The organism is Mycobacterium paraffinicum (genome assembly GCF_001907675.1).
Classification (GTDB): domain Bacteria; phylum Actinomycetota; class Actinomycetes; order Mycobacteriales; family Mycobacteriaceae; genus Mycobacterium; species Mycobacterium paraffinicum_A.
On the sequence record NZ_MPNT01000005.1, the window covers coordinates 57,603 to 80,418 of the forward strand.

The 22,816-nt window shown below is 70.5% G+C and carries 19 protein-coding genes and 2 pseudogenes; 13 read left to right on the top strand and 8 right to left on the bottom strand.

Annotation, left to right across the window (positions count from 1 at the left end; translation table 11 throughout):
- Positions 1–6: 6 nt before the first annotated feature.
- The gene (locus tag BRW65_RS07710) at positions 7–420 is read right to left on the bottom strand and encodes a F420-dependent biliverdin reductase (protein WP_073873200.1); all 414 of its coding nucleotides are present in this window, start codon (positions 418–420) and stop codon (positions 7–9) included.
- A gap of 35 nt (positions 421–455) precedes the next feature.
- Between BRW65_RS07710 and BRW65_RS07715 the strand changes: the two genes are divergently transcribed.
- The 4 genes from BRW65_RS07715 to BRW65_RS07730 are packed head-to-tail and all read left to right on the top strand — an operon-like array spanning position 456 to position 3,901.
- A complete protein-coding gene (locus BRW65_RS07715; protein WP_073873202.1) occupies positions 456–1,205 on the top strand; it encodes an SDR family NAD(P)-dependent oxidoreductase in 750 nt (249 codons plus the stop codon).
- Positions 1,206–1,251: 46 nt separating this feature from the next.
- On the top strand, positions 1,252–2,424 hold the full coding sequence (gene cbiE / locus BRW65_RS07720) for a precorrin-6y C5,15-methyltransferase (decarboxylating) subunit CbiE (protein WP_073873204.1): 1,173 nt from the start codon (positions 1,252–1,254) through the stop codon (positions 2,422–2,424).
- Positions 2,421–3,176: a precorrin-4 C(11)-methyltransferase gene (gene cobM, locus BRW65_RS07725; protein ID WP_073873206.1), complete on the top strand. Its 756-nt coding sequence runs from the start codon at positions 2,421–2,423 to the stop codon at positions 3,174–3,176. Before cbiE ends, cobM begins: the two co-directional genes overlap by 4 nt.
- On the top strand, positions 3,176–3,901 hold the full coding sequence (locus BRW65_RS07730) for a cobalt-precorrin-6A reductase (RefSeq protein ID WP_073873209.1): 726 nt from the start codon (positions 3,176–3,178) through the stop codon (positions 3,899–3,901). Before cobM ends, BRW65_RS07730 begins: the two co-directional genes overlap by 1 nt.
- Here BRW65_RS07730 and sigC read toward each other — a convergent pair.
- Both sigC and BRW65_RS32615 read right to left on the bottom strand, forming a co-directional pair.
- Positions 3,898–4,455, bottom strand: a complete 558-nt coding sequence (sigC, locus tag BRW65_RS32185) for an RNA polymerase sigma factor SigC (RefSeq protein ID WP_244168034.1) — start codon at positions 4,453–4,455, stop codon at positions 3,898–3,900. The two genes, BRW65_RS07730 and sigC, sit on opposite strands and share 4 nt — an antisense overlap.
- 180 nt (positions 4,456–4,635) lie before the next feature.
- A pseudogene (locus tag BRW65_RS32615) lies at positions 4,636–5,271 on the bottom strand (DUF2275 domain-containing protein); the annotation flags it as partial.
- Positions 5,272–5,405: 134 nt separating this feature from the next.
- On the opposite strand from BRW65_RS32615, the gene BRW65_RS07740 reads away from it, so the two are divergent.
- Positions 5,406–6,986 carry a PPE family protein gene (locus tag BRW65_RS07740; RefSeq protein ID WP_073873211.1) on the top strand — a complete coding sequence of 527 codons (1,581 nt, stop codon included), beginning with the start codon at positions 5,406–5,408 and terminating at the stop codon, positions 6,984–6,986.
- Here the strand turns inward: BRW65_RS07740 and BRW65_RS07745 are convergent.
- From BRW65_RS07745 to cobG, 3 genes are read right to left on the bottom strand one after another with little or no spacing between them, the layout of a single operon-like run.
- On the bottom strand, positions 6,983–8,464 hold the full coding sequence (locus BRW65_RS07745) for a precorrin-2 C(20)-methyltransferase (RefSeq protein ID WP_073873213.1): 1,482 nt from the start codon (positions 8,462–8,464) through the stop codon (positions 6,983–6,985). The two genes, BRW65_RS07740 and BRW65_RS07745, sit on opposite strands and share 4 nt — an antisense overlap.
- Entirely contained in the window at positions 8,461–9,087 is a 627-nt protein-coding gene (locus tag BRW65_RS07750; RefSeq protein WP_073873214.1) for a precorrin-8X methylmutase, read from the bottom strand. Before BRW65_RS07750 ends, BRW65_RS07745 begins: the two co-directional genes overlap by 4 nt.
- Before the next feature lie 4 nt (positions 9,088–9,091).
- Complete coding sequence (gene cobG / locus BRW65_RS07755) at positions 9,092–10,189, bottom strand: precorrin-3B synthase (protein ID WP_073873217.1); 1,098 nt, start codon at positions 10,187–10,189, stop codon at positions 9,092–9,094.
- Between the two features lie 67 nt (positions 10,190–10,256).
- Between cobG and BRW65_RS07760 the strand changes: the two genes are divergently transcribed.
- The 4 genes from BRW65_RS07760 to BRW65_RS07775 all read left to right on the top strand — a co-directional run bounded on the left by BRW65_RS07760 (position 10,257) and on the right by BRW65_RS07775 (position 15,849).
- Entirely contained in the window at positions 10,257–10,925 is a 669-nt protein-coding gene (locus BRW65_RS07760; protein WP_073873219.1) for an alpha/beta hydrolase, read from the top strand.
- Between the two features lie 3 nt (positions 10,926–10,928).
- Entirely contained in the window at positions 10,929–14,501 is a 3,573-nt protein-coding gene (cobN, locus tag BRW65_RS07765) for a cobaltochelatase subunit CobN (RefSeq protein ID WP_073873220.1), read from the top strand.
- Between the two features lie 100 nt (positions 14,502–14,601).
- Complete coding sequence (locus BRW65_RS07770) at positions 14,602–14,988, top strand: PPOX class F420-dependent oxidoreductase (protein ID WP_073873222.1); 387 nt, start codon at positions 14,602–14,604, stop codon at positions 14,986–14,988.
- A 6-nt stretch (positions 14,989–14,994) separates the two neighbouring features.
- Positions 14,995–15,849: a type 1 glutamine amidotransferase domain-containing protein gene (locus BRW65_RS07775; RefSeq protein ID WP_073873224.1), complete on the top strand. Its 855-nt coding sequence runs from the start codon at positions 14,995–14,997 to the stop codon at positions 15,847–15,849.
- Between the two features lie 5 nt (positions 15,850–15,854).
- Here BRW65_RS07775 and BRW65_RS07780 read toward each other — a convergent pair whose 3' ends face one another.
- On the bottom strand, positions 15,855–16,562 hold the full coding sequence (locus BRW65_RS07780) for a dienelactone hydrolase family protein (RefSeq protein WP_073873226.1): 708 nt from the start codon (positions 16,560–16,562) through the stop codon (positions 15,855–15,857).
- Between the two features lie 73 nt (positions 16,563–16,635).
- On the opposite strand from BRW65_RS07780, the gene BRW65_RS07785 reads away from it, so the two are divergent.
- From BRW65_RS07785 to lnt, 3 genes and pseudogenes are all read left to right on the top strand, one after another.
- Complete coding sequence (locus BRW65_RS07785) at positions 16,636–17,172, top strand: FxsA family protein (RefSeq protein ID WP_073873228.1); 537 nt, start codon at positions 16,636–16,638, stop codon at positions 17,170–17,172.
- Between the two features lie 106 nt (positions 17,173–17,278).
- Positions 17,279–18,811 carry an amidohydrolase gene (locus tag BRW65_RS07790; RefSeq protein WP_139272937.1) on the top strand — a complete coding sequence of 511 codons (1,533 nt, stop codon included), beginning with the start codon at positions 17,279–17,281 and terminating at the stop codon, positions 18,809–18,811.
- A 274-nt stretch (positions 18,812–19,085) separates the two neighbouring features.
- Positions 19,086–21,705, top strand: a pseudogene (gene lnt, locus BRW65_RS07795) (apolipoprotein N-acyltransferase).
- Here lnt and rbpA read toward each other — a convergent pair.
- Positions 21,680–22,015, bottom strand: coding sequence for an RNA polymerase-binding protein RbpA (gene rbpA, locus BRW65_RS07805; protein ID WP_007170328.1), 336 nt, complete (start codon positions 22,013–22,015; stop codon positions 21,680–21,682). The pseudogene lnt and the gene rbpA sit on opposite strands and share 26 nt — an antisense overlap.
- Positions 22,016–22,186: 171 nt before the next feature.
- Here rbpA and BRW65_RS32005 point away from each other — a divergent pair, with 171 nt between their 5' ends.
- Positions 22,187–22,537, top strand: coding sequence for a hypothetical protein (locus tag BRW65_RS32005; protein WP_073873233.1), 351 nt, complete (start codon positions 22,187–22,189; stop codon positions 22,535–22,537).
- The last annotated feature ends 279 nt before the right edge of the window (positions 22,538–22,816 follow it).

Sequence of the window (22,816 nt, forward strand, 5' to 3'; positions counted from 1 at the left end):
CAGCCGCTACTGCTCGCCCCGGTCCAGCAGATCCGACGACCCCAGCACCCGCTCCACGTGCACCTCGATGACGACCCGCCGCGGGTTAGGCCGCGGGGTGCGATAGCGCTGCGCGTACCGCAGTTCGGCATCACGCACGGCATCGACATCGCTGTTGACCTTGGACCGGCCCTCCAGCGACAGCCACCGCGCGCCGTCCACCTGGCTGAGCACCGCAACCCCGCCGCGGTCGGCGTTCACCGCCTTCTGCGATCCGCCGGTGGTGATGACCCGCGCGATGTGCGTCTTCGGATCGAAGGTGAACCCCACGGCCACCACATGCGGCGAATTGTCGGCTCGCAGCGTGGTCAGCATCGCCAGATGCCGTTCGGACAGAAACGCCAACGCATCGTCGGTGAGCCGGGTAGTGGTATTCGCCATCACCGCCCACGCTAGCGCAGGACATAATCGCAGCCGTGGACGACACGGGCGCGGGACCAGTACTAGTCCTGGGCGGGCGCAGCGAGATCGGCATCGAGCTGGCCCGCCTCCTGGCGCCCGGAGCGCCGGTGGTGCTGGCCGCGCGCAAGGCCGACCAACTCGACGAGCAGGTCGCCACGCTCGAAGCCGCCGGGGCCAAAGCGGTGCACACCACGGAGTTCGACGCCGACGACCTGGCCTCCCACGGCCCACTGGTCGCGGGGGTCGTCGCCGATCACGGACCGATCGCCACCGCGGTGCTGGCCTTCGGAATCCTCGGCGACCAGGCCCGCGCCGAGGCCGACGCCGCCCACGCGGTCGCCGTCGTGCACACCGACTACGTCGCCCAGGTCAGCATGCTCACCCACCTGGCGGCCGCGATGCGGGAAGCCGGCAGCGGCCAACTGGTGGTCTTCTCCTCGATCGCCGGCGCGCGCGTGCGTCGGGCGAACTACGTCTACGGCTCGGCCAAGGCCGGCCTGGACGGCTTCGCGAGCGGGCTGGCCGACGCATTGCACGGCACCGGCGTGCAAGTGCTGATCGCCCGGCCGGGTTTCGTGATCGGACGTATGACGCACGGCATGGAACCCGCGCCGCTATCCAGCACGCCCGCCCAGGTGGCCAAAGCGACCGTGCGTGCGCTGGCCAAAGGCCGGCGCACCGTGTGGATCCCGTGGGCGCTGGGGCCCGCCGCCGCCGTGATGCGGCTGGTGCCGCAGCCCTTATGGCGCAGGATGCCGCGATGATCCACGCCGTTGACGAGGCAAACCGCAGCGATGAGGAACGGCGCTCATGATCATCGTCGTGGGCATCGGCGCCGACGGCATGGCTGGGCTGGCTCAATCAGCTCGCGATGAATTACAAAGGGCGACAACAATCTACGGCTCCAAGCGGCAACTCGACCTGCTCGACAAGACCGTGCCCGCACCCCGCCGACAATGGCCCTCCCCGATGTTGCCCGCGCTGGAGACGTTGCTCGACGACCACACCGGGGACGTGCACGTGGTGGCCAGCGGCGACCCGCTCCTGCACGGCATCGGGGGCACGTTGATCCGGCTCTACGGCCCCGGCCAAGTCCGGGTGCTGCCGCATGTGTCTTCGGTGACGCTGGCGTGCGCGCGAATGGGCTGGAACGCCCACGACACGGAGGTGATCAGCCTCGTCACCGCGCCACCGCACATCGCGGTACGCCGCGGCGGCCAAGCCATCGTGCTGTCGAAAAACTCCGCCACACCGAAGGAAGTCGCCGCACTCCTCGACGCGCATGGCCGCGGCGACTCCGAGTACACCGTCCTGGAAAACCTCGGCGGTCCAACCGAACACCGCCGCGACGGCACCGCACACCACTGGGCTAACGGCGCGGCGACGGATGTCGACGACCTCAACGTCATCGCTATCCGGTACCTGCCCGACGAGCGCCTCTCGCCGCTGCCCGACGACGCGTTCGTCCACGACGGGCAGATCACCAAGCACGGAATCCGCGCGGTGACGCTCGCGGCGCTGGCCCCGTGCCCGGGCGAACGCCTCTGGGACGTCGGCGCCGGCTCCGGCGCCATCAGCGTCGAATGGTGTCTAAACGGAAGGGGTTGCACCGCGGTCGCGTTCGAACGTGACGAACGACGCCGCCACAACACCGGGTTCAACGCCGCGGCCTTCGGCGTGCCCGTCGACGTGCGCGGCGAGGCCCCCGACGCGTTCGGTGGGCTCGCGCCGCCGTCGGCGATCTTCATCGGCGGCGGCCTCACCCAAGCCGGCCTGCTGGACGCCTGCCTAGACGCCCTGCCGGCCGGCGGTCGCCTCGTCGTCAACGCGGTCACCGCGGAATCCGAAGCCGTTTTGGCGCAGTCACATTCGCGCCTGGGAGGCCAACTGCGGCGGTTCCAGCATTATCACGGCGAGCCGCTCGGCGGCTTCACCGGATGGCGGCCGCAGTTGCCGGTCACCCAGTGGGCGATGACGAAATGACGATCTATTTCATCGGCGCGGGCCCGGGCGCCGCCGACCTGATCACCGTCCGCGGCCGGCGGCTGCTCGAGGCCTGTCCGGTATGCCTGTACGCCGGGTCAATCATGCCCGACGACCTGTTGGCACTATGCCCCCCCGGCGCCAAAGTCGTTGACACCGGACCGCTGACGCTGGAGCAGATCATCACCGAACTGGCCGACGCCCACGCGTCCGGCCACGACGTGGCGCGTCTGCATTCGGGTGACCCGTCCCTCTACAGCGCGCTGGCCGAACAATGTCGCCGGCTCGACGCGCTCGGCATCGACTACGAGATCGTGCCCGGGGTACCGGCTTTCGCAGCGGCGGCGGCCGCGCTCAAGCGTGAGCTCACCGTCCCCGGCGTCGCGCAGACGGTGACGTTGAGCCGAGTCGCCACCCTGTCGACCGCTATGCCACCCGGTGAAGAGCTGGCCGGCCTCGCACGATCCGGCGCGACGCTGGTCTTGCACTTGGCGGCTGCCCAGATCGACGCCATCGTCCCGCAACTCCTCGACGGCGGCTACCGATCCGAAACACCCGCCGCCGTCGTGGCTTTCGCGAGCTGGCCGCAAGAGGTGGTGCTGCGGGGCACGCTCGGCGACCTCGCCGACCAGATGCACCGGGCCGGCATCACCAAGACCGCGGTGATCATCGTCGGCGACGCGCTGGCCGCCGAGGGGTTCGCCGACAGCTACCTTTATTCGTCCGGACGGACGCGGGGGAGCAGGCACTGATGCGAGTGCTGCTGCTCGGCGGGACGGCCGAAGGTCGCGCACTGGCGAAGGCGCTACACCCGGACGTCGACGTCGTCAGCTCCCTCGCGGGGCGGGTGCCCGATCCCGCGCTACCGGTCGGTCCGGTCCGCGTTGGCGGCTTCGGCGGCGTCGACGGGCTTCGACGCTGGCTGCTCGAGGAACGCATCGACGCGGTGATCGATGCGACGCATCCCTTCGCGGCGACCATGACGGCGCACGCCGCCGAGGTTTGCGCCGAGCTGCGGATGCCGCACCTCGTGCTGGCCCGTCCGGCGTGGGACCCCGCCGATGCGATCGTCGTGGAATCCGACTCGCAGGCGGCGGAAGCTGTTGATCGACAGGGGTTTTCGCGGGTGTTTCTCACCACCGGCCGTTCGGGGACCAGGGCCTTCACGGACAGCGATGCGTGGTTTCTGATCCGGGCGGTCACCGAACCCGATTCCGCCTCGTTGCCGCGGCGCCACCGGCTGGTGCTGTCCCGCGGGCCTTACAGTTATGACGGCGAGGCCGCGCTGATGCGGGAACACCGCATCGACGCCCTGGTGACCAAGAACAGCGGTGGGCAGATGACGCGGGCGAAGCTGGATGCGGCTGTGGCCCTGGGCATTCCGGTGGTGATGGTCGCGCGGCCGCCGCTACCGCCGGGGGTGACGGCGGTAGGCAGCCTCGAAGAGGCCGTCGAATGGGTGACGCGGCTGAATTAGCCCGTCAGGTCGTCGCGTTCGACGTCTGCGGCCAGCAGCGCGTCACGGGCGCGCGCGACGCGCGACCGGATGGTGCCGACCGGGCAGCCGCACACCGCCGCGGCGTCGGCGTAGGGCAGGCCCAACAGTTGGGTGAGCAACAGGGCTTCGCGCTGCTCGGTGGTGAGGCCCGCGATCATCGTCGTGACCTCGACCAGGTCTTCGAACCCCCGGGCGTGGCGATCGCCGCGCATCACGTGTTCCGGGTCGGCGCCCAGGGCGGCGCGCGGTCGCGACTGGACGTGGCGGATGTGGTCGGCCACCACGCGGCGCGCGATGGAAAGCAGCCACGTCCGGGCACTTGAGCGCCCGGAGAATCGTCCGATGGCGCCGATCGCGCGCAGGAACGTCTCCTGCGTCAGGTCGTCGGCGCTGCCCGCGTCCGACAGATACGTGACGAACCGCCACACGTCCTGCTGGGTGGCCTTGATGAATGCCTCGAGCGCCCGGTCGTTCCCACGCGCGGCGGCCAATGCGAGCTCGGTAACGGCCTCGTCATCGCTGGACGCGATCATGGCGAACCACCTTTGTTTCGCGGGCTCCGTGAGTCTACGACGGCCTGTCGTAGCGGTTGCGGCGGGGTCAACGGCGGACCTGTTGATGGGCCACAGGTGAGTGCGGCGCCGCGCGGCGGGGTTCTCGGCCGGCCACGCCACGTCGTCCGCGACAACGGCGGCGCCCATCCGGTCCGACCTCACTCGTTCCCGCGCCACCAACAACGCGAACGCAAGGCCCAACAGCAGCGGCATGTGGCTGGCGATACGTGTCGCCGTGACCTCGCCGGCGAACGCGTCGACGATCACGTAACCAAGCAGCGCGACCGAATAGACGCCCGTAATCGCAGCCACGCCAATGGCGGTGACCGGCCAGACGCCTGCGGCGACCATCGCCAGCCCCAATGCCAGCAGCCAGGCGGTGGACTCGTGCATCAGATGCTCCCCGGACATCGCGCCGTGCATGTGGCTCGACACCATGCCGAAATCGATACCGCTGATCTGCGCGGCGGCGATCGCCACCTGGAACAGCCCGACCGCCATCAGGCCCCACCGCCGGTAATGCGAACGCAGCCAACGCATCCTGCGCTGGTGCCCGGAGGACTCTTCGCCGAGATTCGCCATGATTCGCGAGACCAGGTCGGGCCCGTCGACCGGCTCGACCGAGGCGAGCCGACGGGTCTGCGCCGCGGCGCCGATGAGCCAGGAGCGGCAACGCCGGCACGATTCGAGATGGGCATCCACCTGCTGCGCGAGCGCCTGGGGACGCTCGCCGTCCAGTCGAGCCGAAAGCGCCTCACGCGCCGCGTCACACCGCATCCCTGCATCGTTGCGCATGCCCGCTCCGGGCGCAAAGAGCACTCGAATTCGAACGGCGGGAACTAATCCGTCCGGCGAACCGACCACTGGACGTCAACAGCCCCCACATTCACCGAAGAGGTGTTCGTGTTTCTGCCCGAAAACCCCCGACGATGACCGCCCCGATCTGGATCGCCTTTCCGCCCGAGGTGCACTCGACCCTGCTCAGCAGCGGCCCCGGACCCGGGCCGATGCTCGCTGCGGCAGCGACGTGGTCGTCGATGAGCAGCCAATACGCCGAGGCCGCAGAGGAACTGACCGGGCTGCTGGGCGCCGTGCAGAGCGGCGCGTGGGAGGGGCCCAGCGCCGAACAGTACGTTGCGGCCCACGCCCCGTATCTGGCCTGGCTGCTGGAGGGCTCCGCCAAGAGCGCGACGGCCGCGGCGCTGCACGAGACGGCGGCCGGGGCTTACACCGCGGCGCTGGCTGCCATGCCGACGATGCCCGAACTCGCGGCCAACCACGCGACGCATGCCGCGCTGGTGGCGACGAACTTCTTCGGCATCAACACCATTCCGATCGCCGTGAACGAGGCCGACTATGCGCGCATGTGGGTGCAAGCCGCCACGACGATGACCTCCTACCAAGTGACCGCAGAATCCGCGCTCGCCGCGGTGCCCGCCACCACGGCTGCGCCCACGATCGTCACCCCCGGCGCGGAGGCGAGCGTCGCGACGGTGCAGGCCGCCGACACCCAGCAGCAGGCCACCCGGACCTACCCGTCCTGGCAGGATCAGCTGACCGCGTGGTTGCAGCAGTACACGAAGAATTTCGCGTGGCCGGTTTCCAAGGACCTCAATCCCGGTGGCTGGCCGTTTCCGCCGGTGCCGTTCGTCAACGGCCTCGCCTCGTTCTTCGGTCAGCTGGGCTTCTCGCCGGCGCTTTCCAGCGCCCTGGGCTGGGCGATTTTTCACACCCTGATGATCTTCTGGCCCTTCATGCAGGCCGCCATCCAGATGGCGGTGGTGCTGGCGCCGATGGTTGTTTCGGTCCTGGGCGCCGCCGCGGCGGGGGGAGCGGCGGCCGCTGTCACCGCGATCAGCGTCGCGGCCCCGCTGTCGGCCGCCGCACCGCTGCCGGCGCCCGCCGCCGCGGCGGCACCCTTGGCGACCGCGCCGGCGCCGGCGATCGGCACCGCTCCAGCCGGCGTGAGCAACGCCCCGACGATGTCCAGCGCCCCCGCATCGACGGTGGCCACCCCGGCCGGCGGCGGACCGGTCGGTGGGGGGCCGGGCGCCGGGTTCAGTCCCACCGCCACGGACGGCATCGGCGCGGGCATGTCCGACGCGCTGTATGCCGTGGGACTGTCCGGGCTGGCGGCGCGCGGCAGCGCCAGTGGCCGGGCACGCCGCAAGTCGGAGGAGCCGGCGCCCGACGACGTCGACGCACCAGCCGCGGCAGGCGCGGCGGCCGCAACCAAAAAGAAGGCGCGGGCGCGGCGACGCCGCGCCGGAACGGCGACCGACCGCGCGTACCGCTACGAGTTCATGGACCTCGATCAGGATTCGCGTGTGGACGACGAAGATCCGGAAGCCGTGAGCCCGTCCGATCAGGGCGGCGGACCGCTCGGATTCGCCGGGGCCGCAGCGAGATCCGGTCTCCCACAGCCGACCGGGTTGGCGACGCTGACCCGCGAAGGCTTCGGTGACGGACCCACCGTGCCGATGATGCCCAGCAGCTGGGGCAACGACTAACCGGGCGGGTAGCGGCGGGGCGTGAACACTCGGTCACCGGAATCGCTTGCATGCCATTGGGTTTGGGAAGAACCCACGATCAGCAGGCAACGCATGTCCACGTCGGCTGGGTCGAGATCGGCCAGCCGCACCACGCGAACGTTCTCGTCGGGTCCGGAGACGTTGCGGCCGATCACCACCGGCGTCCCGGGTTCGCGGTGTTCCAGCAGCAGGTCGCGCATCGCGCCGACTTGCCACGTTCGCGTCTTGGACGCCGGGTTGTAGATGGCCAGCACCAGGTCGGCGGCGGCCGCGGCGGCCAGCCTCTCGGCGATGATCTCCCACGGCTTGAGGCGGTCGGACAGCGAGATCACCGCATAGTCGTGGCCCAGCGGAGCGCCGACCCGGCTGGCGACGGCCTGGGCGGCAGTCATCGCCGGAATCACCCGGATCGCCACTCCCGGCCACTCTTTGGCCTCTTCCAGCACCGCGGTGGCCATCGCGAACACGCCGGGGTCTCCCGAGGACACCACCGCGACGGCGCACCCTTGCTCAGCCAGCGCGCAGGCGAGTCGGGCCCGCGCGGGTTCGTCGGTGTTGTCGCTGGGGTGTCGCCGTTGCCCGTCGCGCACCGGGACGCGGTTCAGGTAGCCGGCATAGCCGATCAGGTCGGTGGCGCCGGCCAGCTCGCGCCGGCTCTGTGGGGTCATCCAGTCGTGGTCGCCGGGCCCCAGGCCGACCACCGCGACGGTGCCGGCTGTCGCTGAGCGCCGTCCGCGGCGCCCACCCGGCAGCATCGCCAGCGAGAAGTAGGGCACGCCGGCCTCGTCGACGTCGGCGGCGGGCAGTATCCGCTGCCCGACGGTGCTGGCCCGCTCGACGTAGTACGCGTCGTCGAGCTGCCCGGACGCCGAAAGCGCTTCGCGCACAGCGTGATACGAGCGTCCCAGCTTCAGCACCACCGCGGCGTCCGCGTCGGCCAGGCGGCGGGTCAGCTCGGCGACCGGCAGGGTGCCCGGCAACACCGAGAGCACCTCGTCACCGGCCACCAACGGCGTCGCGATGGCCGCCGAGGCGGCGCTCACCGACGTCACCCCCGGCACGATGACCGCGTCGAACCGCTGCGTCAGCCGGGTGTGCAAATGCATGTAGGAGCTGTAGAACAGTGGGTCGCCCTCGGCGAGCAACGCCACATTGCGGCCCGCGTCGAGATGTGCGGCGATGCGCGCGCTGGCTTCCACATAGAAGTCCTCGATGGCCCCGGCATAGCCGCCGGGGTGGTCGGTCACCTCGGTGGTCACCGGGTAGACCAGGTGCTCCTCGATCTGCCCGGGCCGCAGGTACGGTTCCGCGATACCCCGCGCGATGCTGCGGCCGTGCCGGGCGCTGTGGTAGGCCACCACGTCGGCCTCGCCGATCACCCGGGCCGCCTTGACGGTCACCAGTTCCGGGTCCCCGGGCCCCAGCCCGACGCCCCAGAGCGTGCCCCGCGGTGTCATTCGCGGTCGCTCGCGATCGCATTGACGGCGGCGGCGGCCATGGCGCTGCCACCGCGACGGCCCCGCACCACCAGATACGACATCCCGCGTGGACGCTCGATGAGTTCCTGCTTGGACTGGGCCGACCCGACGAATCCGACCGGTCCGCCCAAAACCCCGGCCGGTGGGGAGACGCCTTCGTCGATCAGCTCGAGCAGCCGGAACAGGGCGGTGGGCGCGTTGCCGATGGCGAGCACGGCCCCGGGCAGCCGGTCGGCCCACAGCTCCACCCCCGCGGCCGAACGAGTGGTGTGCCGGCGCGCGGCCAGCTCCGCGGCGCGCGGGTCGGCCACCAGCGACACCACCTCGTTGCCGGCCGGCAGGCGCGCGCCGGTGATTCCGGCGGCCACCATCGACGAATCGCACAGCACTGGAGCGCCGCCGCGCAGCGCCGCGCCGACACGCGCGGCGACATCGTCGGTGTAGGCGACGTGGTCGGCGACGTCGACCTGCCCACAGGTGTGGATCAATCGCACGACCACCCGCGCGATATCGTCCGGGAAGCGGCTCAGGTCGGCTTCGGCCCGAATGGCCGCGAACGACTGGCGATAGATCTCAGCTGCGTCGCGGATGTAGTCGAGCACCCGATTACCGTAGCGGGCGGTATCCGTCACCAGTCGCCAGCAGCACCTCACCGGTCAGCGGGCTGCCGCACGCGCGGTCGCAGCCGACGAAGTGACGATGCACACCGGCATCCCCGCCCACCGCCGCGGCCGCGTCGGCCCGGACATCGGCGAGCGAATGCGCACACCCGGGGCTGCCAGTGCAGGCGCTGACGTTCAGCCAGGGGGAGTTCTCGTCGAAAACCAAACCCAACGGGGCCAGCACCCGCAGCGCGACGTCGGCGACCCCCTCGTCGAGATCACACACCAGCACCGAGCGCCAAGGCGTGATCACCAGCGGCGCCTCGACCGCCGCCAGGTATTCCGCGACGTCCGCGGACAGCACCCCCAGTGGCACCGCGGCACCGAGCGCCACCCGGCCGTCATCCTGGTTGATCCAGCCCACCGGCGGCCTGGTGACCGCGGGAAAGCCGACGGCACCGAGCTCGACACCGGGCAGCAGGCTCCCCACGTCGTCCAATTCCTTGACGCGCCAAGCGTTTCCACGCGTCGCCGCAAAACGTTTCGCGATGACGACCAGCGTCTCGATCACCTCGCCGGCGGTCAGCCGGACGCCGGTGTCGCGTCCGGCGAGCAGCAACGCCCAACCATCGGAGAGCGCGTGCACACCGACATCGGCGCACAGCCCCGAGACGTCGGCGCGCCCGTCATCGAGGCTGAACCAAAATCGCCCGCCCAGCTCGACGAGGCTCGGCTCGGCGCAGATCGCCGCGTCCAGCTCGCCGACCCACGGCCGCACGTCACCGGCCCCACCGGCGCGGCCGGACAGCGGGGACGCGACGATGTTGCGTACCCGCTCATGGGTTTGGGAGGGCAAGAGTCCCGCAGCGGCGATCGCCTCGGCCGCCGCCGTCACATCGGTGATCCCGCGCAGCTGCACATTGCCGCGCGCCGTGAGCTCCAGCGTCGCCGAGCCGTGTTCGCGCGACACGCGCGCGAGCGCCCTCAGCTGGGCGGCGGTCAGCATCCCGCCGGGCAGCCGGATCCGCGCCAGAGCGCCGTCGGCGGCCCGGTGCACCTGCAGCGCACCCGGGCATGCGTCGGTGTCGCGTGTCCTGGCCATGCGTCCACGGTACGGCCCTGATCCGCCTGACGATTGGGACCACACCCTGCCGGGCACCCTCGTCCGCATGCGGACAGTGGAATACGCCCCGGGCCGGTTGGCCGATGTCTACGGCGACTCGACGCAGCCCACGGTCCTGCTGTGGCACGGCATGCAGACCGACGCCCGCGCCGCCTTCCGTCCCCTCGCCGGCATGCTCGCCGAGCGCGGCGCCGCAGTAGTGGCGCCGGACTGGAACTCCCACGCCGACGACGGCGGGCGCGGGGATCTGTTGGCATCGCTCGACTTCACCCGAGAACGCGCCAGCGACCCCGACGGCATCGTGCTGGTCGGATGGTCGATGGGTGGGTGCGCGGCTGCGGGTCTGACGCTGCGCGGCGACGTCGACTTGGCGCACACCGTCTGCCTTGCCGGGGCGTTCATGGTGCCCGACCCGTTGACCGGTCGGGTGCCGACCGACGCGTTGACGGCGGACCGAGCCGGTGCGCCGTTCACGTTGCTGCACGGCCTGGCCGACGACGTCGTCCCGGTAACGGCCAGCAGGGACTTCGCCGCTCGGCTCCGGCAGGTCGGCTGGCCGGTCGAGTTGGTCGAGCTCACCGCCGACCACGGGTCCATCGCCGGCGCCGACTACGACCCGGTCGCCGACCGCTACGAACCCGGCACGAGCGACGAGGCTTTGCGGGCCGCCGAAGAGGTCGCCGCCCGGATCGCGGCGACCCTACGGTACGAATGAGGGGTGGCTGAGCCGAGCATTTTGCTGCTGTCGACGTCCGACACAGACCTGATCAGCGCCCGCTCCAGCGGGAAGAACTATCGGTGGGCCAACCCTTCACGCCTCGACGAAAGCGAGCTGCCGGGCCTGCTCGCCGACGCCGCGATCGTCGTGGTCCGGATCCTCGGCGGGTACCGCGCCTGGCAGAGCGGCATCGATGCTGTGATCGCCAGCGGGGTACCGACGGTGTTGGTCAGCGGCGAGCAGGCCGCCGACGCCGAGCTGACCGGCCTGTCCACGCTCGCCGCCGGTATCGCGGTGCAGGCGCACATTTACCTGGCGCACGGCGGCGTCGAAAACCTGCGCCAGCTGCACGCCTTCTTGTCCGACACCGTGCTGATGACGGGCTTCGGCTTCAGCCCGCCCGTCGTGACACCGACCTGGGGCGAGCTGGAGCGGTCGAACGCCGAAACCGACGGCCCGACAATCGCCGTCCTGTACTACCGCGCACAGCAGCTGGCCGGCAACACCGGCTACGTCGAGGCGCTCTGCCGCGCCATTGAGGCCGCCGGCGCGCGACCGCTGCCGATCTACTGTGCGTCGCTGCGGACCGCCGAACCCGAACTGCTGCAGCGGCTGGGCGACGCCGACGCCATGGTCGTCACCGTCCTGGCCGCCGGCGGACTGAAGCCGGCCACGGTGTCGGCCGGCGGCGATGACGACAGCTGGAACGTCGAACACCTTGCCGCCCTGGACATTCCGATCCTGCAGGGGCTGTGCCTGACCAGCTCGCGGGCTCAGTGGAGTGAAAACGACGACGGGCTCAGCCCGCTCGACGTGGCCACCCAGGTGGCGGTGCCCGAGTTCGACGGCCGCATCATCACGGTGCCGTTCTCCTTCAAGGAGATCGACGACGACGGCCTGATCTCCTACGTCGCCGACCCGGAGCGGTGCGCACGGGTCGCGGGCCTGGCGATCCGGCACGCGCGGCTGCGCCATGTCGCCCCGGCCGACAAGCGGGTGGCCCTGGTGTTTTCGGCCTATCCGACCAAGCACGCCCGGATCGGGAACGCCGTCGGCCTAGACACTCCGGCCAGCGCGGTCGCGCTGCTGCGGGCGATGCGCGAGCGCGGATATCAGGTGGGAGAGCTCCCCGGGGTCGACGCCAACGACGGTGACGCCCTGATTCACGCCTTGATCGAACGCGGCGGTCAGGACCCCGACTGGCTCACCGACGGGCAATTGGCGGGCAATCCAATCCGGCTGTCCGCCAAGGACTATCGCGCCTGGTTCGCGACGCTGCCCACCGAACTGACCGACGAGGTGGCACGGCATTGGGGCCCGCCGCCTGGGAACCTCTTCGTGGATCGCACACGAGACCCCGACGGTGAAATCGTGATCGCCGCGATGCAAGCGGGCAACGTGGTGCTGATCGTGCAGCCACCCCGCGGGTTCGGCGAGAACCCGGTGGCGATCTACCACGACCCCGACCTGCCGCCCAGCCACCACTACCTGGCCGCCTACCACTGGCTGGACGCCGGATTCGGTTCGCACGCGGTGGTGCATCTGGGCAAGCACGGCAACCTGGAATGGCTGCCCGGCAAGACGCTGGGCATGTCGGCGGCGTGCGGATCCGACGCCGCGCTGGGGAATCTGCCCCTGATCTATCCCTTCCTGGTCAACGACCCGGGTGAGGGGACCCAGGCCAAGCGGCGGGCGCACGCGGTGCTCGTTGACCACCTCATTCCGCCGATGGCGCGCGCCGAAACTTACGGCGACATCGCCCGGCTGGAGCAATTGCTCGACGAGCACGCCAACGTCGCCGCGCTGGATCCCGTCAAGTTGCCCGCCATCCGCCAACAGATCTGGACGCTGATCCGGGCCGCGAAGATGGACCACGATCTCGGGCTGACCGAGCGGCCCCCGGAGGACTCCTTCGACGACATGCTGCTGCACGTCGACGGCTGGCTCTGCGAGATCAAGGACGTGCAGATCCGCGACGGCCTGCACATCTTGGGCCAAAAGCCCTCCGGGGAAACCGAACTCGACCTCGTGCTGGCGATCCTGCGCGCCCGTCAGCTGTTTGGGGGCCAGCACGCCATCCCGGGGTTGCGGCAGGCGCTGGGCCTCGCGGAGGACGGCACCGACGAGCGCGCCTCGGTCGATTCGGCCGAGGCGGCGGCACGCGAACTCGTGGCCGCGCTGCAGGCTAGCGGCTGGGATCCCGTTGCGGCCGAACGCATCACCGACAACCCTGAGGTGGCCGCGGTGCTGCGGTTCGCGGCCACCGAGGTGGTGCCCCGGCTGGCCGGCACCGCGGCAGAGATCGACCAGGTGCTCAACGCGTTGGACGGCCGGTTCATCGCGGCCGGCCCTTCGGGCTCACCGCTGCGCGGCCTGGTGAACGTGTTGCCCACCGGCCGAAACTTCTATTCCGTCGACCCCAAGGCGGTGCCGTCGCGGCTGGCCTGGGAGGCCGGTGTGGCCCTGGCGGATTCGTTGCTGACCCGCTACCGCAACGATCATGGGCGGTGGCCCCAGTCGGTGGGGCTCTCGGTGTGGGGCACGTCGGCGATGCGCACCGCCGGGGACGACATCGCCGAAGTGCTTGCGCTGCTGGGAGTCCGGCCCGTCTGGGACGACGCGTCGCGGCGCGTCGTCGACCTCACCGCCATCCCGCTCGCCGAGCTGGGGCGTCCGCGCATCGACGTGACCGTGCGAATCTCGGGCTTCTTCCGCGACGCCTTCCCGCACGTGGTGACGATGCTCGACGACGCGGTGCGGCTGGTGGCCGGTCTCGACGAGCCGGCCGACGACAACTACGTGCGGGCGCACGCGCAGGCCGACCTGGCCCAGCACGGCGACGAGCGCCGCTCCACGACAAGGATCTTCGGCTCCAAGCCGGGCACCTACGGCGCGGGGCTGCTCCAGCTGATCGACAGCCGCAACTGGCGCGACGACGCCGACCTGGCTCAGGTCTACACCGCGTGGGGCGGCTTCGCCTACGGCCGCGACCTGGATGGCCGCGCGGCGGTCGACGACATGAACCGCCAGTACCGGCGCATCGCGGTGGCCGCCAAGAACACCGACACCCGCGAACACGACATCGCCGACTCCGACGACTATTTCCAGTACCACGGCGGCATGGTGGCCACGGTCCGCGCGTTGACCGGGCAGGCACCGGCCGCCTACATCGGTGACAACACCAGGCCCGACGCGATCCGGACGCGGACGCTGTCCGAGGAGACCACCCGGGTGTTTCGCGCCCGCGTGGTCAATCCGCGCTGGATGGCGGCGATGCGCCGGCACGGTTACAAGGGTGCGTTCGAGATGGCGGCGACGGTGGACTACCTGTTCGGCTACGACGCGACCGCGGGGGTGATGGCCGATTGGATGTATGAGCAGCTCACCCAGAGTTACGTGCTGGACCCCGAAAATCGGAAGTTCATGGCGGAGTCCAATCCCTGGGCGCTGCACGGCATGGCCGAACGACTGCTGGAGGCCGCCGGCCGCGGCATGTGGGAACAGCCGCAACCCGAGACCCTCGATGGCCTGCGCCAGGCGCTGCTGGAAACCGAGGGGGACCTGGAGGGCTGACCCCTGGGCGAACGTGCGGCTGGCCGCACACTCGGCACCGAACGTGCGGTTGGCCGCACACTCGGCACCGCGAGGGGGGCCCGCGGCGTACGTTGTTACCGTGACGCCCACCTTCGCCGATCTCGCCAAGGCGCAATACATCCTGCTGACCACGTTCACCAAGGACGGCAAGCCGAAGCCGACGCCGATCTGGGCGGCCGCCGACCAGGATCGGCTCGTGGTCATCACCCAGGCAAAGTCGTGGAAGGTCAAGCGGATCCGCAACACGCCGCGGGTCACGCTGGCCACCTGCACGATGCAGGGCAAACCGACCAGCGAGGCCGTCGAAGGCACCGCCGCCATCCTCGACAAGTCGCAGACCGCCGCCGTGTACGACGCGATCGGGCGGCGTTACGGCGTGGTGGGCAAGGTCTTCAACTTCTTCAGCAAGCTGCGCGGCGGCATGGAGAACAACGTCGGGCTCGAGCTCAAAGTGGCCCCCACGTAAAGGCACATGGGCACCGTCCTCGTCCCGATCCCGGACCGCGACTTCGACCCGACTGAGGTCGCCGTCAGCTGGCGCGTCCTGACCGACAACGGTCATGGGGTGGTGTTCGCCACCGAAAGTGGAGCGCCCGGCGCGGCGGACGACATCATGGTGACCGGCCGCGGCCTGGACGTCTGGTCCGGCCTGCCGGTGCTGGGCGCCATTCCCGTCATCGGGCTCGCGCTGCGCGCCAACTCCGACGGGCGCAGCGCCTATCGGAACATGTTGACGTCAAACGAATTTCAGCACCCAATCGCGTGGGCGGAGGCCACACTCGACGGCATCGACGCGCTGCTGCTGCCCGGCGGGCATCGGGCCCGCGGAATGCGCAGCTACATCGACAGCGGCATCCTGCATCGGCTCGTGGTGGACGCCTTCAGCGGCGGCATCGTCGTCGCCGCCATCTGTCACGGCGTGCTGCTCGCGGCGCGCAGCGTCGACCCCGACACGGGCCGCTCGGTGCTCCACGGGCACCAGACCACGGGCCTGACGTGGGCGATGGAGCGCCTGGCGTGGCGGTTGACGCGCGTCACCCGGTTCTGGGACCGAAACTACTACCGCACCTACACCGAGCAGCCCGGCCAGGCGGACGGTTACATGTCGGTGCAGGCGGAAGTGACTCGCGCACTTGCAGATCCGACGGACTTCCGCGACGTGGTGCGCGGTTCGCCGGACTGGCGGCGCAAAACCTCCGGCATGGCGCGCGACACCGCCACCGACCCGCGGCCCGCGTTCGTGGTCGACGACGGCAGGTACGTATCGGCGCGTTGGCCGGGGGACACCCACACTTTCGCGACGGTCTTGTCACGCAAGCTCAACTGAGGCAACTACGTTGACGCGCCCGACGCCAAATGTTCGCCGAAGAACGCGAAGACGCGGCGCCAGGCGTCCTCGGTGGCGTCCCGGTCGTAGCCGAAACCGGTGATCCGCAGCAGTGATTGGGCGGGCAGCTCGTTGGCGAAGCTGTGCCCCACGCCGGGGTAGACCTTCACGTCGGCGGTGATGTTCTTCTTGGCGATGGTCTCGCGCAGTTTCTCGGGCGCGCCCCGTCCCAGCGGGTCTTTGGCGCCCAAACTGGCCACGATCGGGCACGCCCCGTCCAGCGTCTTGTCGAGGTTGCGGGGCAGGGGAGTGCTGTAGAACGGGGCCGAGGCGCCAAAACCTTTGGGAGACATGACCAGCGCGAACTGGCCACCCATGCAGAACCCCGCGATGCCGACCTGGCCGGAACATTCCGGCATGGCTTGCAGGTGATCGCGCGCCGCCAGGATGTCGGACAGGGCGCGGCCGCGCTGCGTCTGCAGCTCCTTCATCACCCGGGTGATGCAGCGGATACGGCCACCCCGCGCGTACATGTTGGGGGTGATCGCCAGATAGCCGGCCTGGGCGATGCGCTTGTTCGTCGACTCCTTGTCGTGGGCGTATCCGAACAAGTCATGAATCACGACGACGCCGGGCCACGGGCCCTGACCCGAGGGAATGTCCAGCAGCGCGTCGATCGGTCCGTCGGGCGTGTCGATCTCAATCGTGGTCATAGCGTCATCTAACTGCAATCGCCCCGGACCCCACCATGGGAACTTCGACGCGGTCGACGGACGTTGCCCTGGCATGCTGTCACGGCTGTTTCTCGGCTACGCCGCCGTCGAACTGGCGGCGATCATCGCCCTGGTTTCGACGCTCGGGTGGGGTTGGACGCTGCTGGCGCTGGCGGGCACCTTCCTGCTCGGATGGGGCCTCCTGGTGCCGATGATGGGCTCGCACCTGCTGCGCCAGGTCGGCGAGCTCCGCTCCGGTCTCGCCGAGCCGCGCACCGCGGTGCGGGACGGGACGCTGGTCTCGTTGGCCGCCGTGCTGGTCCTGGTGCCCGGGCTCGTGACCACGGCGCTCGGGCTGCTGCTGATGGTTCGGCCCGTGCGGTCGGCGGTCGGACCCGGTTTGGCCTCGGTCGCCATGCGCGGCCTGCGGCGGCGAATGCCGCTGCTCGCCGACAGCACGCCGTTCGGCGTCGGCGTGCGCCAGGCCGGCGGCGCCGCGGCCGACGACTACATCGACGGCGAGGTCGTCGACGTCCGGGACTACCGGCCGCCCGCCCTCGACAACGAGCCGGTCCGCGGCGGATTCCCCGGCCGGCCCGCCTGGGACTGAACGCCCCGCCCCGAAGCCCACGTAGTTTTGCCCTGTGAGCCACACGCCCACCACGCTGCTGGTCAATGGCCGGGTGCACAGCCCGACCCATCCGGACGCCACCGCCATGGCGGTGCGGGGCGACGTCATCGCGTGGCTCGGTAGCGACGACGTCGGCCGCGGCCTGTTTCCCGAGGCCACGATCGAGGACCTAGATGGCGGCTTCGTGGCGCCGGGATTCGTGGACAGCCACATCCACCTGACCGCCACCGGCCTGACGCTCAGCGGTCTCGACCTGCGCGCGGCCGGCTCCCGATCGCAGTGCCTTCAGCTGCTCGCCGACCACGCGGCCGCCCACCCGGGCCGGCCCGTCTGGGGGCACGGGTGGGACGAGTCGTCATGGCCCGAGAACAGCGCGCCAAGCACCGCCGACCTCGACGCCGTCCTGGGAGACCGGCCCGCCTACCTGTCCAGGATCGACGTCCACTCCGCGCTGGCCTCCACGGCCCTGCGCCGACGGGTCGCCGACCTGCCGGCGGCGGCCGGCTTCGACCCGGACCGGCCACTCACCGCCGACGCGCACCACCTGGTCCGTGCCGTCGCCCGCGACCTGCTCACGCCCGAGCAGCTGGCCGAAGCCCGCACCGCCGCCCTGCGGGCCGCCGCGGCGGCCGGCATCGTCGCGGTGCACGAATGCGCCGGACCCGAGATCGGCGGCCTCGACGACTGGCTGCAGCTGCGATCGCTCGATGAGGGCGTCGAGGTGACCGGTTACTGGGGTGAGGCCGTGAGCACCCCGGCGGGGGCGCGCGCGCTCATCGAGGAGACCGGAGCCAGGGGGCTGGCCGGCGACCTGTTCGTCGACGGCGCGCTCGGGTCGCGCACCGCCTGGCTGCACGAGCCGTACGCCGACGCCGCGGACCGGTCCGGCACCTGCTACCTCGAGCCCGCCTTGGTGGAGGCGCACCTGCGCGCGTGCACCGAGGCTCAGGTGACGGCCGGTTTCCACGTCATCGGCGATGCCGCGGTGTCGGCCGTGGTGACCGCCCTCGATCGGGTGGTGGCCGACCTCGGGGTGGTGGCCGTCGCCCGGTGCGGGCACCGTCTGGAGCATCTCGAAATGGTCACCGCCGAGCAGGCCGCCCAACTCGGGCAATGGGGCGTCATCGCCAGCGTGCAGCCCAACTTCGACGCGCTGTGGGGCGGCGCCGACGGCATGTACGCGCGGCGCCTCGGCGCCGAACGAGGCAGTCGGCTCAATCCGTTTGCGCTGTTAGCATCCCAAGGCGTGCCCCTCGCGCTAGGTTCCGATGCACCGGTCACGGGCCTCGACCCCTGGGCGAGCGTGCGCGCGGCGGTCAACCACCAGACTCCCGGCAGCGCGGTCTCCGCGCGGGCCGCGTTCGCCGGCGCAACCCGCGGCGGTTGGCGCGCAGCCGGCATTCACGACGGCAAGACGGGAACCCTGGTGCCCGGCGCGCCGGCCTCCTACGCCGTCTGGGATGCCGGGACCCTGGACGTCCGCGCACCCAGCGACGCCGTCCAGCGCTGGTCAACCGACCCGCGGGCGCGCGTCCCGGCCTTGCCGCGCTTGGGCCCGACCGACGCCCTGCCGCGGTGCCGGCGAACGGTACATCGGGGCGCTGTCATCCATGGCTAAGGAATGGTTCGGCCGAAAAGACCGCCCCGGCCAAGCCGACGAGCCCGACCCGGCGGCCGACGACCTGGGGGCACATCCGGACACGGACCCGATCAGCGACGAGGCCGAATCGGATCGCGACGACGAGCCCGCCGACGTCGCCCCGGAACCCCGAGGCGGTGACGGCACCACCGAACCCGGCGCCCTAACGCACCGCTTGGGCGGGGTGGCCCGCCGGGCGGTAGCGGGGCTCGGGGCGGCGGCGCTCGCACGGCTGCCGGGCGTCCGGGCCGCCATGCTGCCGCGGCTGACGCGGTTGGCGTGCGCCATAGCGGGTGGCGTACTGCTGTTCACCAGCTTCCCGTCGCTGAACTGGTGGTGGGGCGCGGTCGTCGCGGCCGCGCTGCTGGCCTGGGTGCTCAAGCATCCGGCTACGTCTGCGGGCGGTGGCCTGGGCTACGGGTTCCTGTTCGGGCTGGCGTTCTATCTGCCGCTGCTGCCCTGGGTCAGCACGCTCGTCGGCGCCGTGCCCTGGACGGTGCTGGCGATGACGTGTGCGCTCTTTCCCGCGCTTTTCGGCCTGTGCGCCGTGCTCGTGCGCGGGCTGCCGGGTTGGCCCGTCTGGTTCGCGCTGGTGTGGGCGGCCCAGGAGTGGCTGAAATCGATCGTCCCGTTCGGCGGATTCCCCTGGGGAGTGGTGGCGTTCGGGCAGGCGCAGGGCCCCTTCTTGCCGTTGGCCAAGCTGGGGGGCCCCGCGCTGCTCTCGATGGCGATCGTGCTGATCGGGTTCAGCGCGACCGCCATCGAGCTGGAGATCGTCAAGTGGTGGCGCACCGGCCAGCGGGCGCAGCGCGGCGCCCGCGGAGAGGAAGCGGCGAAGGCCGATGCGGCGCCGCCGGCGGTGGTGCTGCCGGGCGTCTGCATCTGCCTGGTGCTGTTCGTGTCCGTCGTCGTCTGGCCGCAGGTTCGGCACGCCGGCACCGGGTCGGGCGGCGAGCCCTCGGTCACCGTCGCCCTGGTGCAGGGCAACGTGCCGCGCCTCGGGCTGGACTTCAACGCGCAACGGCGGGCGGTGCTCGACAACCACGTCCGTCAGACGCTGCGGTTGGCCGAGGATGTGCGCGCGGGACGGGCGCCACAACCCCAGTTCGTCATCTGGCCCGAGGATTCCTCCGACATCGACCCGCTGGCCAACGTTGATGCCGCGCTGGAGATCTCCCAGGCCGCCGCCGCGATCGGCGCGCCGATCCTGATCGGCACGGTGTCGGAACTGCCCGGCAGCCCGCCGGAGAACCCCCAGTACACCAACACGATGATCGTGTGGAATCCGGCTACCGGGCCGGCCGACCGGCACGACAAAGAGATCGTGCAGCCATTCGGCGAATACCTGCCGATGGCGTGGCTGTTCAAGCATCTATCCGGCTACGCCAACCGCGCGGGGAACATGGTGCCCCGACCGGGCAGTGACATCGTGCACATCGCCGGGGTGCCGATCGGGGTGGCCACCTGCTGGGAAGTGATCTTCGACCGCGTCCCGCGCAAAGCTGTCCTCAATGGCGCCCAATTGCTGGCCGTGCCGAGCAACAACGCCACCTTCAACAAGACGATGAGCGAACAACAGCTGGGCTTCGCCAAGGTGCGGGCCGTCGAGCACGATCGCTACGTGTTGGTCGCCGGCACCACCGGGATCAGCGCCGTGATCGCCCCCGACGGTGCCGAGCTGGTCCGCACCGACTTCTTTCAGCCCGATTACCTGGACATTCAGGTGCGCCTGAAGACGAAACTGACGCCGGCGACGCGGTGGGGCCCGATGCTGCAGTGGCTTCTGGTCGCGGTGGCTGCGGCGGCGATCTTGGCCGGGATACGGCAGAATGGTTGGTTCGCGCGTCCGGTTCGTCGGAGGTCCGATGCCCCGAGCGAATCCCCAGACGCAGGTGCGCCCTCGGGCGAAACCCCGCTTGACGAGGACAGTCCGCCCGCCGAGGGCGGGGACCAGGCGCCGCCGGAGGACGGCGGTGACTACACTCCGCCCCACGAGGGCGGCCAACGACCGTCGCGCAATTACGGGCGACACAGAGGAGCTACATGACCACCGGCCAGCCGGCGCCCCGCGGCCCGGGGAATCGTCCCAGCGAGCGCGTCCTGGTGATCATCCCCACGTACAACGAGCGGGAGAACCTGCCGGTGATCCACCGGCGGCTGAAGGACGCATGCCCCCACGTGCACCTGCTGATCGTCGACGACAGCAGCCCCGACGGCACCGGCGAGCTCGCCGAGGAGCTCGCGGCGGCGGACGCGGGCCGCACCCACGTGATGCACCGCACCGCCAAGGACGGCCTGGGCGCGGCGTATCTGGCGGGCTTCGCATGGGGCCTGAGCCGCGACTACTCGGTGCTGGTGGAAATGGACGCCGACGGCAGCCACGCGCCCGAGCAGCTGCACCGGCTACTGGACGCGGTCGACGCCGGAGCCGATCTGGCGATCGGGTCGCGTTACGTCGAGGGCGGGGCGGTGCGGAACTGGCCGTGGCGGCGCTGGGCGCTGTCCTGGACGGCGAACACCTACGCGCGGCTCGCGCTGGGTATCGGTGTCCACGACATCACCGCGGGCTACCGCGCCTACCGCCGGGAAGTCCTCGAGGCGATCGGTCTCGAGGCGGTCGACTCCAAGGGCTACTGCTTCCAGATCGATCTGACCTGGCGCACCGTGTGCAACGGATTCTCGATCGTCGAGGTGCCGATCACCTTCACCGAGCGGGAACTCGGCGTCTCCAAGATGAGTGGATCGAACATCCGCGAGGCGTTGGTCAAGGTCACCCGCTGGGGGATCGACGGCCGCAAGAGCGGCGCCGGCAGCCAGCGCGCCAAAAACCCGACGTAGGCGGCCGGGTCAGCCGCGGCGGCGGGTCCGGATGATCTCGAGCCGCTCCTTGAGCAGCTCTTCGAGTTCTTCGACGCTGCGCCGTTCCAGCAACATGTCCCAGTGCGTGCGCGGCGGCTTTACCTTCTTCGGCTCGGGCAGGTCACCCTCGATCAGGGTGCCTTCCATGCCGTTGCGGCACAGCCAGGTGCCGGGGATCTCGGCGTCGTCGGCGAACGGAACCTCGAATTCCTCGCCGTTCTCGGTCCGGTACCGCGCGATCTGACGCGGCGCGAGGTCGTGGTTGCGGTCGGTCTCGTAGCTCACGGCTCCGAGGCGACTGCCCCTAAGGACGCGATCAGCCATGTTGCTACTCCTCTAGGTGCTCTGAGCTGTCGGGCTGCTGTAGTGCGTTTTGTGTCCGTCTGCCAAACGTCGCGGTGCTCTGCCTAGTTCCCGTTTACGGCGGCCGGCGAACGCGACGCGACCTTCAATGATACCGGGATCGCCACGGGATCCCGATTAAAGTCGGCAGGCGTGAGTCGTCGTACCCATCCGCAGCCCTGCCGCTGGTGCGGTCGAGACGTGTCCGATGCCGGGATGGGACGTCGCCGCCAGTACTGCAGGCAGTCGTGCCGGCAGCGGGCGTACGAACAACGCGCCTCGCTGACCCGCGGCGCCGCGCTGGCCCTTCCCCCGGACGCGGTGGTTCTGTCGGCCGATGACGCGGCCGACCTGTCCGACCGGGTCTACCAGGTGCGGTGCGCGGCCGAAGATGTCGTCACCGCCCTCGACGAAGGCGCCCGGGCGAGCGAACTGCGTGAACTGTGCGACGTGCTGATCCGCGCCGCCCGCGCCGCCGACGGCTGGCGGCGGGTGGGTGTCTGACCCGTCCTGACCACCCTCGATGCACAGCCGGGTACAGTCGCGCCATGGACGGCGCGTCAGCTGTCTCCCCGGGGATGGGAGATACCGATACCCACGGGCGCAACGACGCGTTCCGTACCCCCCAGGACAAGGCGTTCCTCACGCCGAAGCCGATCCTCCTCTAGCAGCCGGGAGCATCGGACGTTTTGAAATCCCGTCGGAGTTGGCCATACTCACCAGCGACATTCTTGGGCCGGAGAGCGGCACGACATCGCATCGTGCAGCAAATTCCGTGACTCG